This window comes from Streptomyces sp. NPDC043427, from assembly GCF_056436655.1.
Genome location: NZ_JBWKCC010000015.1, coordinates 179,031 through 194,974 on the forward strand (window position 1 = coordinate 179,031; position 15,944 = coordinate 194,974).

Annotated in this window: 10 protein-coding genes and 2 pseudogenes; 7 read left to right on the forward strand and 5 right to left on the reverse strand. The window is 70.4% G+C overall.

Annotated elements, in window-relative coordinates; all coding sequences use genetic code 11:
• Positions 1-4: 4 nt before the first annotated feature.
• From AC067M_RS24145 to AC067M_RS24160, 4 genes are read left to right on the forward strand one after another with little or no spacing between them, the layout of a single operon-like run.
• The gene (locus AC067M_RS24145; protein WP_133932537.1) at positions 5-418 is read left to right on the forward strand and encodes a GPW/gp25 family protein; all 414 of its coding nucleotides are present in this window, start codon (positions 5-7) and stop codon (positions 416-418) included.
• Positions 415-2,361, forward strand: a complete 1,947-nt coding sequence (locus tag AC067M_RS24150) for a putative baseplate assembly protein (RefSeq protein WP_478699089.1) — start codon at positions 415-417, stop codon at positions 2,359-2,361. The genes AC067M_RS24145 and AC067M_RS24150 overlap by 4 nt, the downstream gene beginning before the upstream one ends.
• Complete coding sequence (locus tag AC067M_RS24155; RefSeq protein WP_478699090.1) at positions 2,362-2,919, forward strand: phage tail protein; 558 nt, start codon at positions 2,362-2,364, stop codon at positions 2,917-2,919. It begins immediately after the preceding gene.
• The gene (locus tag AC067M_RS24160) at positions 2,916-4,250 is read left to right on the forward strand and encodes a zinc ribbon domain-containing protein (protein WP_478699091.1); all 1,335 of its coding nucleotides are present in this window, start codon (positions 2,916-2,918) and stop codon (positions 4,248-4,250) included. The genes AC067M_RS24155 and AC067M_RS24160 overlap by 4 nt, the downstream gene beginning before the upstream one ends.
• Positions 4,251-4,612: 362 nt before the next feature.
• On the opposite strand, the gene AC067M_RS24165 is transcribed toward AC067M_RS24160, so the two are convergent.
• The 3 genes and pseudogenes from AC067M_RS24165 to AC067M_RS24175 form a co-directional block, all read right to left on the reverse strand.
• Positions 4,613-7,270: an AfsR/SARP family transcriptional regulator gene (locus tag AC067M_RS24165; RefSeq protein WP_478699092.1), complete on the reverse strand. Its 2,658-nt coding sequence runs from the start codon at positions 7,268-7,270 to the stop codon at positions 4,613-4,615.
• Positions 7,271-7,650: 380 nt separating this feature from the next.
• Positions 7,651-8,079 (reverse strand): RICIN domain-containing protein, encoded by a 429-nt coding sequence (locus AC067M_RS24170; protein ID WP_478699093.1) that lies wholly within the window; start codon positions 8,077-8,079, stop codon positions 7,651-7,653.
• A gap of 116 nt (positions 8,080-8,195) precedes the next feature.
• Positions 8,196-8,408, reverse strand: a pseudogene (locus tag AC067M_RS24175) (substrate-binding domain-containing protein); the annotation flags it as partial.
• Between the two features lie 699 nt (positions 8,409-9,107).
• Here AC067M_RS24175 and AC067M_RS24180 point away from each other — a divergent pair.
• Together AC067M_RS24180 and AC067M_RS24185 are read left to right on the forward strand one after the other, a co-directional pair.
• Positions 9,108-9,311 (forward strand): cold-shock protein, encoded by a 204-nt coding sequence (locus AC067M_RS24180; RefSeq protein WP_037680159.1) that lies wholly within the window; start codon positions 9,108-9,110, stop codon positions 9,309-9,311.
• A 265-nt stretch (positions 9,312-9,576) separates the two neighbouring features.
• Positions 9,577-9,864: pseudogene (locus AC067M_RS24185) on the forward strand (GH12 family glycosyl hydrolase domain-containing protein); the annotation flags it as partial.
• Between the two features lie 126 nt (positions 9,865-9,990).
• Here the strand turns inward: AC067M_RS24185 and AC067M_RS24190 are convergent.
• Positions 9,991-12,018: a glycoside hydrolase gene (locus AC067M_RS24190; protein ID WP_478699094.1), complete on the reverse strand. Its 2,028-nt coding sequence runs from the start codon at positions 12,016-12,018 to the stop codon at positions 9,991-9,993.
• A 53-nt stretch (positions 12,019-12,071) separates the two neighbouring features.
• Positions 12,072-13,694, reverse strand: coding sequence for a glycoside hydrolase family 43 protein (locus tag AC067M_RS24195; RefSeq protein ID WP_478699095.1), 1,623 nt, complete (start codon positions 13,692-13,694; stop codon positions 12,072-12,074).
• Between the two features lie 596 nt (positions 13,695-14,290).
• Between AC067M_RS24195 and AC067M_RS24200 the strand changes: the two genes are divergently transcribed.
• Complete coding sequence (locus AC067M_RS24200; protein ID WP_478699096.1) at positions 14,291-15,937, forward strand: glycoside hydrolase family 27 protein; 1,647 nt, start codon at positions 14,291-14,293, stop codon at positions 15,935-15,937.
• The last annotated feature ends 7 nt before the right edge of the window (positions 15,938-15,944 follow it).

Consider the following 15,944-nt stretch of genomic DNA (forward strand, 5'->3'; position numbering starts at 1 on the left):
GCTGATGGGACAGCAGTTCGTCGGCGCGGGCTGGGCGTTCCCGCCGCGCACCGACGCCACCGGGAGCATCGCCCTGGTGCGCGGCGAGCGGGAGATCGAGGAATCGATCCGGCTCGTGCTCGCCACCTCCCCCGGGGAGCGCCCCATGCGGCCGGAGTTCGGCTGCGCCATCCACGACTACGTCTTCGCCCCCGCCGACGCCGGCACCGCGGGCCAGGTCGCCTACGAGATCCGGCTCGCCCTGGACCGCTGGGAGCCGCGGATCGAGGTCGTGGGTATCGACGTCCGGTTCGACGCGGTGGAGGACGGGGTGCTGTACATCGACATCAGCTACACCGTGCGTGGCACGAACGACCCCCGCAACCTCGTGTTTCCGTTCTATGTGATCCCCGAACACGAGGAAGGAACGGGTCCGTGACGCTGCCCAGCCCCAATCTCGACGACCGCAGGTTCCAGGGACTCGTCGACGACGCCAAGAGATTCGTCCAGCAGCGTTGCCCCGAGTGGACCGACCACAACGTCTCCGACCCCGGCGTGACCCTGATCGAGGCGTTCGCCACGATGGTCGACCAACTCCTCTACCGCCTCAACCGCGTCCCCGAGAAGAACTACCTGGCCTTCCTCGATCTGATCGGCGTCCGACTGCACCCGCCCACCGCCGCCCGCACGGACGTCACGTTCTGGCTGTCCGCGCCGCAACCCGAGACCGTCCGGGTCAGGGCCGGCGCCGAGGTCGCCAGCGTGCGCACCGAGACCGAGGAGGCGGTGGTGTTCACCACTGTCCGCGACCTGCCGATCGTGCCGTGCGGGCTGGCTCGGCTCGCGACCTGCCCAGCCGGAGGCGGAGCCACCGACCGTACGCAGGAACTCGCCCTCGGCCGCGACGTGCCCTGCTTCGACACGGAGCCCGCCCCTGGCGATGCCCTGTACGTCGGCCTGACCAACCCCGTCCCCGCCGGGGTCGTCGTGCTGCGTCTGGACTGCCGGGTCGACGGCGTCGGCGTCGACCCGCGGCGCCCGCCGCTGCGCTGGGAGGCGTGGGACGGCACGGTGTGGGCGCGCTGCGACGTCGAGGAGGACACGACGGGCGGCTTCAACCGCCCCGGCCAGGTGGTTCTGCACCTGCCGGGCGGCCACGCGGAATCCACCATCGCGCGCCAAAACGCGGGGTGGGTGCGCTGCCGGCTGGTCTCCGCCGAGCCGGACCAGCCCACCTATCTGCAGTCGCCGACCATCCGTGAGGCCGAGGCCTTCACCATCGGCGCGACGGTCGAGGCCGTGCACGCCGAAACGGTGACGGACGAGGTCCTGGGCCTGTCCGAGGGCCTGCCCGGCCAGTCCTTCCACGTCGCCCGGCCGCCCGTCGTCCCCGGCGACGAGCCGTTCGTCGTAGAGGTGGCGGACGGCTCGGACTGGTCGCAGTGGCACCGCGTCGACGACTTCGCCCACTCGGGCCCCGAGGACCGGCACCTGACGCTGGATCCGAACTCCGGCCGGATCGATTTCGGCCCGGCCGTTCGCGAGCCGGACGGGACGATCCGCTACTACGGCGCCGTGCCGGCCAAGGGCACCCCGGTGCGGATCCGCGCCTACCGGACCGGAGGCGGCAGCCACGGCAACGTCGCCAAGGGGACGCTGCGGGTGCTGCGCACCTCGCTGCCGTTCGTCGCGCGGGCCGAGAACCCGCGGGCCGCCGTCGGCGGGGTCGACGGGGAAACCGTGGAGAGCGCCAAGGTCCGCGGCCCCATGACGCTGAGCACCCTGTACCGGGCGGTCGTCCCGCGCGACTACGAGGTGCTGGCGCGGGAGGTCGCCCCGGACGCGGCGCGGGTCGCCTGCGTACCCGCGGGGGAGGGTGAGGAGGGCGGCGTGCGGCTGCTTCTGGTGCCGGCCGTGCGCAGCGACGAACAGGGGCGGCTGCGCTTCGACGACCTGGTGCCGCCCCGGGAGACGCTGCGGGGCCTCGCCGACTACCTGGACCAGCGCCGCCCCATCGGCACCCGGCTGGTGGTCGAGCCGCCCTACTACCAGGGTGTCACCGTCGTGGCGTCCGTCCTGGCGGCCCGCGGTGCCGCCGCCGAACCGGTCCGCACCGCGGCGCTGGCCGCCCTGTACGGGTATTTCAACCCGATCACCGGAGGCCCGAGCGGTCAGGGTTGGCCGTTCGGGCGGCCGATCCATGCCGGAGAGGTGTACGCCGTCCTCCAACGGGTGACGGGCGTCGACCTCGTCGAGGACGTCAGGCTCTTCCCGGCCGACCCGGTGACCGGACAGCGCGCCGACCCCGTCACCAGGATCGTGCTCGACCCGCACGCCCTCGTCTTTTCCTACGAGCACCAACTCCGAATGCGGGAGGCCTGAATGCGCGGAACAGTCGCGGGACTGCCCACGCCCCATCCACTCATCTACCAGCTCCCCGCCGTGTATGTGGGAGAGGACTTCATCCATCGATTCCTCGGGGCGCTGGACGACGTACTGGCGCCGGTGCTGCTGACCATCGACAACCTCCCCGCCCACCTCGACCCGAGAACCGCCCCGGAGGACTTCCTGGCGTGGATGGGCGAGTGGGTGGCCACGGACCCGACCGACGGTCAGCCGGCCGGACAGCGCCGGGCCGCAGTCCTCGGGGCGGTGAAACGGCACCGCAGACGGGGAACAAAAGGCGGACTCGCCGAAGCCGTACGACTGGAGTTCGGCACGGAGGCGGAGATCGAGGAGACGGGCGGAACGTCGTGGTCCGAGACGGCACGCAGCCCCCTGCCCGGGCCGGCCGGGACTCCGCCCCGGGTCACCGTACGGGTGCGGGTGGCCGACCCGGACGCGGCGGGTGCGGAGCGGCTGCGGCGGCTGGTGGCCGGTGAGGTGCCGGCGCACGTCGGGTACGACACGCAACTGCTGCCCCTCGCGGACGCGTCATGAGCGGCCCCGGCGGGCCGGCCTGCCCGGACTGCGGCCACCACAACGCGCCGGGCGCGGCGTTCTGCGCGTCCTGCAGCGCCTTCCTGGAGTGGGAGGAGAGCGGCGCAGGCTCCGCGAACGGCGGCCAGGGCACGGGAACGGCGACCCGCGCAGCCGTCGCGGGGGCCACCGTCTCCGGCCCCGCGGTGCCCAGTCCCGTGGCGCCGGACCCCGTGACACCGGACGCGTCCGGTTCCGGGCCGTCCGTCGAGGGAGCCGCGGCCGCCGGTCCCGCGCCGGAGCCGGCGGCCACCCGGACCGCTTCCGTCCTGCCCCGGCCGGAGACAACGGCACCGGCTCCGACACGGCCCCAGGCACAGCCGGCCGGTTCCACGCCGGAGCAGGCTGTCCCGAATCCGGCGGGCCCGTCCTTCCCCACCGCGCCGACCGGGCCGGTCCGGCCCCGGACGCCGACGGAACGCGGGGCCTCCGGCACCGTGCGGCGGCCCGGTGAACGGTCGGCGGACCCGGACGACCTGCCCGCGTCGCCGGGCACGGAGGACACCACCGCGGCCGCGCCCCGCCCCCGAACCCCGGACCCGGTCGACGAACTGGTCTGTCCGGCATGCGCGCAGGCCAACCCCCGTACCCGCACCCTGTGTCTTCGCTGCGGCGCCGTTCTCACCGCGCCCGTGGTGGAAGAGGAGCGGCTTTCGTGGTGGGCGCGAGTGTGGCGGCGGATCCGCCGCCGCCCGCCGCGTCGGCTCGCGGCCGGGCAGCGTCCTCCGGCCCGGGCATGGCGACGGCCGAGCCTCGCGATCCCGATCACGCTGGTCCTCCTGCTCGGCGGTGGCTACCTCGCCCGGCCTCACCTGGGCAACCTCATCGACAACCTCCGAAACCGGACGGCCGAACCCACCCCCGTCAACCCGAAGTTCGCGGAGGCGTCCGGCCACCTCAAGGACCATGGGCCGAACTTGGCCTTCGACGGGGCGAACAACACCTACTGGGCGTCGGCGCCGGCCGGCGCGGGTACGGGTGAGGATCTGGAGGCGCGCTTCGAACAGCCGGTCACGCTGGAGAAACTCATCATCCACACCGGGGTCTCGGTCAACAAGGACGAGTTCCTCAAACAGGCCAGGCCGTCCGTCCTCGATGTCGAGCTGGGCGGACCGGGTGGCGACGTCGAGAAGAAGCGGCTCAAGCTGGAGGACAAGCCGGGGCCGCAGACGCTGGACCTCGAAGGGAAGAACGTCAGCTCGGTGCGGTTCATCGTCCGGTCCAGTTACGCGGCCGAGGGGAAGGACCGGCACACGGCGATCCTGGAAATCGAGTTCTTCGGTCTGCGATGACGTCGGCTCGGGACACCCGGTGCCAGAGTTTCCCCCGTGGTGGCGTCCAGCCCGCGACGCCCCCCGGACCAGGGGGGTTCGGCGGCCGCGCGCCCCGATGCCCGTCGCTAGGGGGTGTCTTGTGGATCAGGCCGGCTCCGAGCGACGGCGCCTGGACACCGGCCCGAGCGGGGGCTGGTGCGTGCAGCCGCAAGGAGGAGAGGGCGTCGACGTGGTGGGGGTCCTTCCAGCGCGAGCGAGGCCGAGCGTGGGGGGTGCGTGCCGGAACCGCCACCCGGCATGATCCACAAGACACCACCTGGGGCCCGTCCGGCGGATGGGCGTGCCAGGCCCCGTGTCACCGACCTGTCCGAACAGCACACCTAGATCGGGTGGGAGAGCCCGCCGGACGGTGGGATCCCCAGGGAGGCCAGCATCGCCGAGTAGCCACGCCGGGCCCGCGCACTGTCGGCCGCGAGCCCTGCGGCGTCGCACGCCCGAATCAGGACCCGCCACGCGGCGTCGCGGTGCCCGTCGACCTCGAGGCAGCGTTCGGCCGCCTCCACCGCCTCCACGGGCCGGCTCTGGGCGAGACGTATCTCGGCCAGAGCCACGGCCGAGTTGGCCGCTTCCCGGCGCAGCCGTTCCCGGTCGGCGACCACCCATTCGGCCTGCCCGTCTGCGGGCAGCAACTCACCCGCGTAGTGGTCCAGAGCGATGCGGAACGCATCCGCCGCCTCTTCCAACCGCATCTGCGCCCGGGCTCGTCGCCCGTCGCGCACCGCACGCTCGAACGCCGCGACATCGCTCACATCACCGGGCGCCAGCACCAGCCGGTAGGAGTCACCCTGCCGCGCAATGACCCGTGAACCGCCCCTGGGACGTTCCGGTTCCAGGAAGGAACGCAGACTGGAGACCGTCACCTGGAGGTTGTGCAGCGTGGACGGCGTCGTCACTCCGTCCCAGAACGCGAGCAGCAGATGGTCACGGTGGACCGCCTGGCCGGCACGTACCGCGAGGAGCCGCAGCACCGCCTGTGCCCGGGGGCGCAGCTTCGCCCAGTCGTGCTCGCGCCCGGCCAGCGTGAACTCGAAGCCACCGAGGCAACGCACCGTCAGGCCCGGCACCGACTGTGCTCCGAGGACGCGTCCGGACGCGGTGGTGTGGTGCCCGCCGGCTTTGGTCCTGCCCGTTGCCGCTCCGCCGTCCCCGACCGGGCCGACGGGAGCCGCGAGCGCGGTGAGCCAGGAGCGCAGCCCGGCCACCGGCAGTTGCGCGGACCGGGCCGTCGACCAGGTAGCCTCCTGCAACTCCGCCCGGTTCGCCGCGTCAGGCGCCGCCAGAGCCATCGCGCCCATGGCCAGCGCACGTGCGCCCGGTACCCCCGCCGACCGGGCGAACGCTTCCGCCTGGGCGGCGCGCTGCCCCGCGTCCGGCAGGTCGTGCGCTGCCTCCACGACGGCGAGGGCGGCCCGGCCCCACGCCTCCAGCAGGCCCCAGCCCAGCGCCCGGAACCGCCGCACGACGTCCTCCAACTCGCCGATGCCGGGGCGCCCCGTCCGTACCGAGCGCAGGCACACGGCCGATGCGGCGAGTGCCGCCCCTTCGGCGTCGCCGAGCCGGGTGCACTCGTCCAGCACGACGACCGGCTGCCCGGCGTCCTCGGGGTGCGGCCCCAGGCCCAGCAGGCACCGGGCGGCCCGGCTCAGCCACAGCAGGTCCAGCCGTTCGGCGTCGTACGCGATCCGCTGGAGTTCCGGGTAGGGGACCGGCCCGGCCGGACCCCCCGCCAGCACGGCCAGCGCCACCCGGACCAGCTGCCCGGACAGCGCTACCAGGGCGTCGTCCGGTGCCTGCGCCAACGCCCGGCCTACGGTGGTGCCGGCCGTCCTGTCGCCGGTCAGGGCGGCGGCGATGCCCTGGACGAGGAGGGCGGCGGAGCTGCTGGAACCGCCCTCGGCGACGCGTCCGACGGAGCGGCCGAGCCGCGTGTCCGGTGTGCCTGCGACGGCGGCGCGCAGGGGGTCGGGCCAGTCGGCGGACCCGAGGCGGCGGCGCACCGCCGAAGGCGGCGGGTCCTGATGATCGCCTACGGTGGCGCAGGCAGCGGCCCGGCCGCGCAGCCGCGCCAGTTCGGGATCGGTCAGTGTGCTCGTGAGCCGCGCGCGCAGACACTCCCGGAGCAGCGGCTCGGCGACGTACGTCCGTCCGTCCGGGTCGGCGCGCAGGACCCCGTGCTCATGGGCCAGGGACCACAGCATCTCGGCGCTGTCGGCCCGGCCGGTCAGCGCGTGGCAGGCGTCGGCGGTGATCCGGCTCAGCAGGCAGGTCTCCGTCAGGAAACGCCTGAGACGGTCGGGGAGCGGGGCGATCACCTCCCGCTCCAGGTATTCGCGGCCGAACATCCCGTCGGCCAGGATCCGCTCCTGACCGGTGTCGGGGCGGGCCGCCACGGCTCTGGCGAACAGCCTCAGCGTCGCGGCCCTGCCGCCTGTGGCCCGGACCAGGGGCAGCGCGAATCCGGGGCGCAGCGCCGTGTCGTACAGATGCGGGAACAGGCGCTCGACCTCCCAGGAGCGGAAACGCAGCGCGTCGGCGTTCACCACCGTCGCGTTCGACGCCTCCAGCGCGGCCACCGACATCCCGGCGGCGGGGCGCGTCCCGATCAGCATCCGCGGGTGTGGCGGTGCCAGCTGGCCGAGACGGATCACCAGCGCCCGCGCGGCCGCTGAGAGCAGGTGCATGTCATCAACGACGACCAGTCGCCCGACCGCTTCGCCGTCCCTGGCATCCCGGCGCCGCGACACCTGCGGGGCCGCGCCGGGCGGCCCGCCGGAGCCCGCCAGCGCGTCTGCCGGGTACCCGAGCGTGGTCAGCAACTCCTGCTGATCGGCGCCGGACCGGGCCTGATACCACGTCACCGGGCCCGGATGCGCCTTGGCCGCCTGCGCCAACAGCGCGGTCTTGCCGAAGCCGGGCGGGGCGACCACCAAGCCCAACGAGCAGTGGGCGAACTGCTCGGTCAGACGGCCCCGGGACATGGTCTCAGAGGCCGGTATCCGGAATGCGGCCCACTGCTGAGCCGGTAAAAGACTCGACATATGCCTCATCTCCGTGGTTCCCGGATGCCCTCACAGGGGTGTCCCATTTCGACTGTTTCTTCTTTTGTGCTGTTTTTTGGCACTACAAAGCCTGGCAGATTACGGGGCGTAGGACTTGCGTTGCCGTAGGGTGTCATTTTCGTGCTTTTCCTCATCCGGCGTGCCCGGAAACGGCCGATGGCAAAGAGAGTGCTGTTTCTCGGGCCCGAGGCACGATCGACTCGACACCGCCAGGGACAGCCGCTCCCCTGGCCGTGGACTCTCAGGTCGGGGCCAGGGGAGCGGGCGCGCCATGGACAGCCTGGTTTCTGGGGCGGGGCTCAGTTGATGCGGACGATCTTCCACAGTTGGTCGTCGATGCCGGCGTCGTTCCACTGAACGACGGATGCGCCGTTGGCGGTGGACGACTGGGCCACGGCGGCCAGCAGGCCGCTGCCCGCGTTTGACGAGTTTGTGACGAGTGCGTACTGACCGGTGCCGAGGGGAGGCAGGTCGGTCTGGGCGAGGTTCCAGCGCTGGCAGGCGCAGCTGGTGCTGTCCCACTGTCCGGCGGTGGTGGAGGCACTGGGGATCTCCAGGTACTTGCCGGTCAGCCGGTTGACGAGGGTGAAGCCACCCGCGGGGTGGGGAGAGGCCGCCCATTCGTGGTCGAGGGTGCCGTTGTCGTCCCACTGCAGGATTCTGGCGCCGTTGGCGGTGGACTGGTTCTCCATCCGGGTGGGAAGCGGCGAGCCCGAAGGCGCGTCCACCGCGAATGAATCGGCGACGCGGATCGCGACCGGCCGTCCTCGCTATGGGACAGTCGGCGAGTGGCACAGCGATGCCCGGGCGTTCGGGTGTGCTCCCTGCTGCTGCCGGGGTGCTCTCAGGTGGTGCGCTGTTCCGGTGCGTCGGGGTGGGACGGCGGAGGCGCGGTCGAGCCGCGGACGACGAGTTCGACCGGTGGGTCGCTCGCCTGCGGCAGGTCGGTGTCGGGCTTCTCGATCGCGTGTACGAGAAGGCGGATTCCTTCCCGGGCCGCTGCCTCGAAGGGCTGGCGCACGGTGGTCAGGGGAGGAGAGACGTAGGCGAACGAAGGAGGTCAACTGTATGTCCACGCGGTCATGTCTACGCAGCCAACGGACGTCAAGGGCTCTGGCGGCATCGATTCGGACCGGGCGCAGCGGATGCCGGTAAGTGCAACTTTGTTCGATCGTGTTTATTCTTGGTCGCACTGGCGCTGTTTCCACGTCACACCCCTCGGGTCGACGTACACCTCGACGCCATGGAGCAGACCTCCCGGCCCAGTGACGAACTCCGCTTCCAGGCCAAGTGAGGGCCTGGTACACACCGTTGTGGAGGTCGGAAGGGGCGGTCGACTTCATGCGTCCCGACATCGGCTACCGCGACCGCTACCGGCCCGTCTCACCCTCCGCCTGCATCTAGGGCCTCTCGTTCGGATCATGCCGGGCTCGCGGGGTCCGGCACCGCGCCTCGCCGCGTTGTCGTCGGTTGGCAGGGCTCCGCCCTGCCGCCCTCCTCCGCCTTGCGATGCACGGCACCGGACCCCGCTCCCTGATCCGGCCTGATCCGACCCTAGGACACCGTGTCGGCGCGTTTTCGGTGGCGATGTCCGGCAGACCGATATAGCGTTGTGATCAGCAGTCGTGGTTCCGAAGTCTCGTTCGCCCGTGATCGCCATCGCGGGCGTTCTTGCTGTTCAGCACCTCTCCGGACCAGGGCGATCACCTCCCGGGCGCGCAGGGCGCGGGCCCGGTTTCCCTCGAAGGAGACGGTCATGGCCAAGGGCACAGTCAAGTGGTTCAACAGCGAGAAGGGCTTCGGCTTCATCGAGCAGCAGGGCGGTGGCCCCGACGTGTTCGCGCACTACTCCAACATCACCGGCCAGGGGTACCGCGAGCTGCAGGAGGGGCAGACGGTGGAGTTCGACGTCACCCAGGGCCAGAAGGGCCCGCAGGCGGAAAACATTCGCCCGGCCTGATCGCGCCCATCCGATAATGCCCGGCGTTCCCACCGCGGAACGCCGGGCATTGGCGCGTCGGTCGTTCCGCGCGCCGCCCTCATCACACCGCCGGCGCCCTGCCCCACTCGTTGTGCCGCGGTCGCCCCAGGCGGTGATCCTCGTACTCCGAGGCCTCCGGAAGCGCCCGCATCGAGTCTTTCCCTGGCGGCGAGCAGCAGGCGTTCGCGTATTTGTCCACTGAAGGCTTGCGGTGCCGCGACAGCAGCCGGAGCTGGTCCGTTGAGCCGTCGGCCCGATCGGCACCTTCCAGGACAACGTCACAGTCGGTGGCCACAACCGGAACGTCTACAAGGGCACCAACGGGTCCAACCAGGTGTTCTCGTTCCTGCGGACGTCCGACTCCAACTCCGGCACCGTGGACATCAAGCCGATCCTCAACTGGATCGCCTACACCAAGGGCTGGATGTCCGGCAACGAGATCATCGGCGACGTCCAGTTCGGCTATGAGATCACCTCGTCGGCCGGAGGACTCGACTTCAACACCAACAACCTGACCGTCAGCGGCGGCTGACCCGACACCAGGGCCGAGGTCGGTCCGCGCCCCTCCTCAGGAGCGGTCGACCTCGGCCCGCAGCGCGTTCGGGACGGCGGAGGAAGAGTGGGCATGGGCCCCGCGCGAGGGGCGGGGCCCATATGGTCAGCAGGTCGAGTTGTTCTGGGTGAGCAGACCCAGCCGCCACGGCAGACTGTTGTAGTCACCGCCCGCGTTCGGGTCCTTGCCCTGGTACAGGTACTGGAGCTTGCAGGCCGGGATCGTGAGCGTCTGGTCGTAGCCCGCGCGGATCATCTCGCCGTGACTGATGTCCCGGGTCCAACTACCGGAGGGGAACGTCACGTTGCTCGACTTGGCGAACGGGTTGCCCTCGGACGCGGCCAGGGGTGACCACGAGCCGGCGAGGCTGCTCGCGGACCAGGAGCGGAAGTATCGCCGGCCGTCCGAGCCGACGGCCTCCACGAGGAGCAGGTACTGGTTGCTGCCCTGCACCTTGTACACGTTGCTCGCTTCGAACATGGCGAACTTGGAGTCCTGGGCCGCGATGACGGTGTTGGTGAAGCCGTTCGGGAACTGGCCGACGGTCGTCTGGGAGCGGTACAGGTGTCCGTTGTCGTCGGAGGAGAACAGGTAGCAGTTGGCGTTGTCGCAGATCACCCACATGTCGACCCAGTAGCCGTTGCCGATGTTCCGCCTGATGATGTCCGGCATCGACGAGTAGAAGTTGCGCGGTGCGCTCCACCCGTTGGGGTTGCTGATGTCGGGGTTGGTGGAGTAGGAGGCGTTGCCGGTCTGGTAGACGAGGTACCACAGGCGCTGCTGTGTGTTGTAGAAGACCTGGGGAGCGGCCCGGTACCCGGCGCCGATGGCGGTGCGGTCGAGGTAGTGGTGGGTGGCCGACCCGGCCTGCGACCAGTCACTGAAGCTCAGGTACACCAGGTTGTACCCGGAGGAGCTCGCGGTGCTCGCGAACACGTGGTACTTGCCGTTGTAGTAGACGACCGACGGGTCCTTGATCCCGGCGATCCTGTGGGTCGCGTCCGGCTTGGGGGAGATCAGTGCTCCGCTCGAGCTCCAGCGAAAGGAGGAGGGGAGTGCGGCGGCGGACCGATCCGAACGGGCGTCCGTCCGCTGTACCGCTGCCCTGCCGCCCAACGCGGTGAGCGTTGCCTGATAGGCCGCCTTCTTGTTGCCGTTGCGGTCGAACAGCAACGGGTTCTCCCCGCCGCGCCAGGAGTCGCTGTCGCGGATGCCCCAGACGGTGATGCCGGTGCAGCGCCCCACGTTCATGCAGGCCCTGACCGTGTTCGCGTACGCGTTCGGCGACGCCTGCGCGATGTCCAGCTCGGTGATCTGTACGTCCACGCCGAGTGCGGCGAAGTTCGACAGCGTCGTCTGGAAGCTCGACGGCGGGCCGCCGGCGCCGAAGTGGGACTGGAAGCCGACGCAGTCGATGGGCACGCCGCGCGACTTGAAGTCGCGCACCATGCGGTACACGCCCTGGGTCTTGGCGTCGCTCCAGTTCTCGATGCTGTAGTCGTTGTAGCAGAGCTTGGCCGACGGATCGACCGTCCGGGCCGTGCGGAACGCCTGCTCGAGGAAGCCGGTGCCCAGGACGTCCCGGAAGACCGAGCTGCGCAGCTGGCCGCTGCCGCCGTCGGCGAAGGCCTCGTTGACCACGTCCCAGGAGTGGATCCGGCCCTTGTAGCGGTTCATCACCGTGGTGATGTGGTTGTTCATCACGCCGCGCAGCGTGTTCGCGTCCCTGATGCCCTTGACCCAGTCGGGCAACTGGGAGTGCCACACCAGCGTGTGGCCCCGCACGCGCTGACCGTGGGACGTCGCGCCGTTCACGATCTGGTCGGCGGCGCCGAAGGTGAACTGTCCGCGGTTGCGCTCGGTCGCGTCCCACTTCATCTCGTTCTCGGGTGTGACCGAGTTGAACTCGCGACCCAGGATGCCGGTGTACGTTCCGTCGCCGAGCCGTCCGGCGGCCACGGCGGTCCCGAAGTACCGTCCGGACTGGGCTGCTTGGGCTCCGAGAGTGGAGGCCCGGACGGCGTCGGACGTGGCGGGCGCGGCGGTCGCGGCGACGGGCGTCACCAGGGCGGCCACGGCCATCAGGGATAACACCGAGGCTCGGCGACGGCCGAGCCGCGTCAGCGGCTTCATGGTTCTCCTCTACGGTCGGTGGGGGGTTGGGTGGTGCGGTCGGTGGGATCGGATCAGGGCGTCGACAGCTCGAACCGCAAGACGCGGACCGCGCCGCCGAGTGCCTGCGTCGCGTGGTTGAAGAGGGCGAATCGGTAGCCCATGAAGAACCGCCAGTCGTTGCCCATGGAGAAGGCGGGCCCGAGGCGGGTGAAGTTGGTGCCGTCGGTGCTGTAGGAGAACGTGCCGGGGCGTGCCGCGCCGGGGCGGATGTCCGCGCTCGCGCGCAGCCAGATGCGGCCGCCGGAGACTGTGGCGCTCGCGACCTCGGTGCCGGTGCCGGTGGTGTTCCAGTTGCCGTCCATGGTCAGCCCGTTGACCATCGCGACCCGCGTCACCCCGCCGTCGCGTTTGACACCGATCCACGCGGAGGAGTCACGCAGCAGCGCGAGTCCGGCCCGGTCGCCGTCCCGCATCGCCGAGTGGTCGAGCAGGGCCGTTGCGGTGGAGGTGGGACCCTGGATGCGGTGCGTGAGGGTGTTGCGGGCCCAGTACAGGTCGTTGGTGACGGTCGCGGTCCGCAGGGTCAGTCCGTTGTTGACGGACCACTTGGTGTTGTCCGGGTTGTGGTTCCACTCCCACCGCGGTTTGAGGGCCGTGCCGTCGAACGTGTCGACGCCGGTCATGGGGGTGACCTGGCGGGGTGGAGTGGGCATGGCCGGGCTGGGATACGAGGCGCCCCACGCGCCGTTGACCAGTTGCACGACGGGCCAGCCGTCCGAGGTCCAGGTCACCGGGGCCAGGGCAGGCATCCGGCCGCCGGGATAAGCGTCCACGAAGGCCATGTAGTACCAGGCGCCGCTCTGCGTCTGCACCAGCCCGCCCTGGTGCGGGACGCCACCGCCGGGGATCGGCCCGCGCAGGTTGAGGAGGACCTGCCGCATCGTGTACGGACCGAAGGGGCCGTTCGACGACTTCAGGATGTACTGCCCGTTCGCGGGGCGGGTCAGGAAGATGTAGTACTGCCCGTTGATCTTGTAGAAGCGGGAGCCCTCGAGGGTGCCGACACTCGACGGTGTGGTGAACACCTGCTGCGTGCGGACCTGGTTGCGGCCGTCGGGCGAGAGCTGGGCCACGTTGATGGTGGTGTTCCCGTACGCCACGTACAGGGTGTCGTCACTGTCGACGAGCAGCCCCGCGTCGTAGTAGGGAGTGCTGATCGTCGTCAGCCTGTTCCACGGTCCCTCTACGGCGGTGGCGGTGTAGACGTACGTCCGGGCGAAGTCGATCTGGCCGAGCCAGTAGAACGTCCTGTTGCTCGGGCGGTAGGCAAGTGACGAGGCCCAGATTCCCCGGACGTAGCCACGGGCGCCGTTGAGGTCGTACTTGGGGCCGAAGTCCAGGACGGGCACCGAGTGACCGGCGATCTCCCAGTTCACCAGGTCGTACGAACGCAGGACGGGTGCGCCCGGCGAGTAGTGCATCGTTGAGGCGGAGGCGTAGTAGGTGGCGCCGACGCGGATGACATCGATGTCCGCGAAGTCCTGCCAGATCACCGGGTTGGTGTACTCCGCGGCGGCCGCGAGGGCCGGTTCGGCGTCGGGAGTGGCAGCGGCGGTCCGGGACGCCCCGGCCAGAGGCAGGAAGGCACCGGTGACCAGGCCGCCGGCGGCGGTCAGCGCCCGGCGGCGATCCATATATTGGCGAGAGCATGACATATCCATGTGTCGTTCTCTCCGTGTGTGGGGGCGCTTCGGTAACGGGTTGAGCTCACGTGTTCGAGATCGCGAACGCTGACTGCTGTGGCTCGTTGAAACTGACTCGTTGAGCATCCAGGATGATAGGAGTCCCAGACATCCCGTCAATACATCTCGCAGGATTCGCTGGAATCAACGAAATCTTTCGGAGTCAGGGCTGGGGCAGGGAGCTCGGGAGTCATCGGAGCACTTCCCCGCGACCCCGCTGTCGCGGGGCGATGAGGTTTCGGCCGAACGGTTGACCGGTCGGTCGGTGTTGACATGCTCGGGAATCACTCTAATCTCCGTGAGGTCGGCGATCCGAAATCCGATCGAAATTTCGAACCGTCGACAGGGGTCGCATGCATGACAGGGTCGGCCGCAGCGCAGTGGTCATCCGCTGTCTGCCCGTCATGCGCCGTGCAAGCCGGTCCCACCGCGTTTCCGCCCGCCCCGCACCAACGAATCGGCCTGTCGACGATCGCATCGTTTCGCCGAGCCCTCGCGGGCGCCGTCGGTGACCAGCCCACGGCGCCCTCCCCTGAAAGGAGCCCACGGTGCCCACGCAACCAGGCAGACGACTGCTCCGTCTTCTCTCGGCCGCCGCGCTGGCGGTCGCCGCGTCCTTCACGGCTTCCGCCCACTCGACCGCCTCGGCCGCGCCCGGCAGCCCGGCACTCACCCCACCTCTGGGCTGGAACAGCTGGAACAGCTTCGGATGCGGGGTCACCGAGACGCAGGTTCGCCAGGCCGCCGACGCGATGGCGTCCTCGGGCATGCGGGAGGCCGGCTACCGGTACGTGGTGGTCGACGACTGCTGGTTCGACCCGCAGCGTGACGCGGCGGGCAACCTGCGGTCCAATCCGACCAAATTTCCAAGCGGGATGAAGGCGCTCGGGGACTACATCCACAGCAAGGGCCTGAAGTTCGGCATCTACCAGGTGCCGGGTGAGCGCACCTGCGCGCAGACCAGCGGCGGCTATCCCGGGTCGACGGGCAGCAGGGGGCACGAGACCCAGGACGCCGCCACGTTCGCCTCATGGGGCGTCGACTACCTCAAGTACGACTGGTGCTCCTCCAGCGGCACCCGTGACGAGCAGGTCGCGCGGTTCAAGCTCATGCGCGACGCCCTGCGTGCCACCGGGCGGCCGATCGTCTACAGCATCAACCCCAACAGCTTCCACGCCATCACCGGCGCCACCTACAACTGGGGCGAGGTCGCCGACCTGTGGCGGACGACCGAGGACCTGCTCGACATCTGGCAGAACGGCAACACCAACAGCTATCCGATGGGCGTCGGCAACGTCCTGGACGTCACCGCGCCGCTGGCGGCGCAGTCGGGCCCGGGACACTGGAACGACCCCGACATGCTGGTCGTCGGCCGTCCCGGCCTGTCACTGACCGAATCCCGTTCGCACTTCGCCCTGTGGGCGCTGATGGGTGCCCCGCTCATGGCCGGCAACGACATCCGCACCATGTCCGCCGATGTGAGCGCGATCCTGCGCAACCCGCGTCTGCTGGCGGTGAACCAGGACCCGCTGGGCGCGGGCGGGCGCAGGGTGCGCGACGACGGCGGCACCGAGGTGTTCGCCAAGCCCCTGTCCGACGGTTCGGTCGCGGTGGGCCTGTTCAACCGGGGAGGCGGCACGGCGACGGTCACCACCACGGCGGCGCAAGTCGGCCTGGCCGACGGGTCGTTCACGCTCACGGACCTGTGGACCGGCGGCACGTCCAGCACGTCCGGGCAGATCTCGGCGAGCGTCCCCGCACACGGCGTGGCCGTGTTCCGGGTGAGCGGTGGCAGCCCGCTGGCCGCCACCACCTCGCGGCTGCGCGGCAACGCCTCCGGCCGCTGCCTGGACGTGGACAACGCCTCCACCGCGGCTGGAGCCACGGCACTGATCTGGGACTGCCACACGGCCGCCAACCAGCTGTGGACCACGTGGGCCGGCGGCGAGATCCGGGTCTTCGGCGACAAATGCCTGGACGCCTACAACCAGGGAACCGCCAACGGAACCCGGGTCATCACCTGGCCCTGCAACGGCCAGAACAACCAGAAGTGGACCGTCGGCTCCGACGGGACGATCCGCAACGTCCACGCCGGGTTGTGCCTCGACGTCGACCGGTCCGGCACCGCCAACGGAACCCCGCTGGTCCTGTGGACCTGCAACGGCCAGGCCGGCCAGAAGTGGAACCGCGCGTGAGGGACGT

Excerpts from the sequence above, each read along its gene's own strand:
- AC067M_RS24145 (WP_133932537.1), top strand. The coding sequence starts at position 5 with ATGGGACAGCAGTTCGTCGGCGCGGGCTGGGCGTTCCCGCCGCGCACC.
- AC067M_RS24155 (WP_478699090.1), top strand. The coding sequence starts at position 2,362 with ATGCGCGGAACAGTCGCGGGACTGCCCACGCCCCATCCACTCATCTAC.
- AC067M_RS24160 (WP_478699091.1), top strand. The coding sequence starts at position 2,916 with ATGAGCGGCCCCGGCGGGCCGGCCTGCCCGGACTGCGGCCACCACAAC.
- AC067M_RS24165 (WP_478699092.1), bottom strand. The coding sequence starts at position 7,270 with ATGTCCCGGGGCCGTCTGACCGAGCAGTTCGCCCACTGCTCGTTGGGC.
- AC067M_RS24180 (WP_037680159.1), top strand. The coding sequence starts at position 9,108 with ATGGCCAAGGGCACAGTCAAGTGGTTCAACAGCGAGAAGGGCTTCGGC.
- AC067M_RS24190 (WP_478699094.1), bottom strand. The coding sequence starts at position 12,018 with ATGAAGCCGCTGACGCGGCTCGGCCGTCGCCGAGCCTCGGTGTTATCC.
- AC067M_RS24195 (WP_478699095.1), bottom strand. The coding sequence starts at position 13,694 with ATGGATCGCCGCCGGGCGCTGACCGCCGCCGGCGGCCTGGTCACCGGT.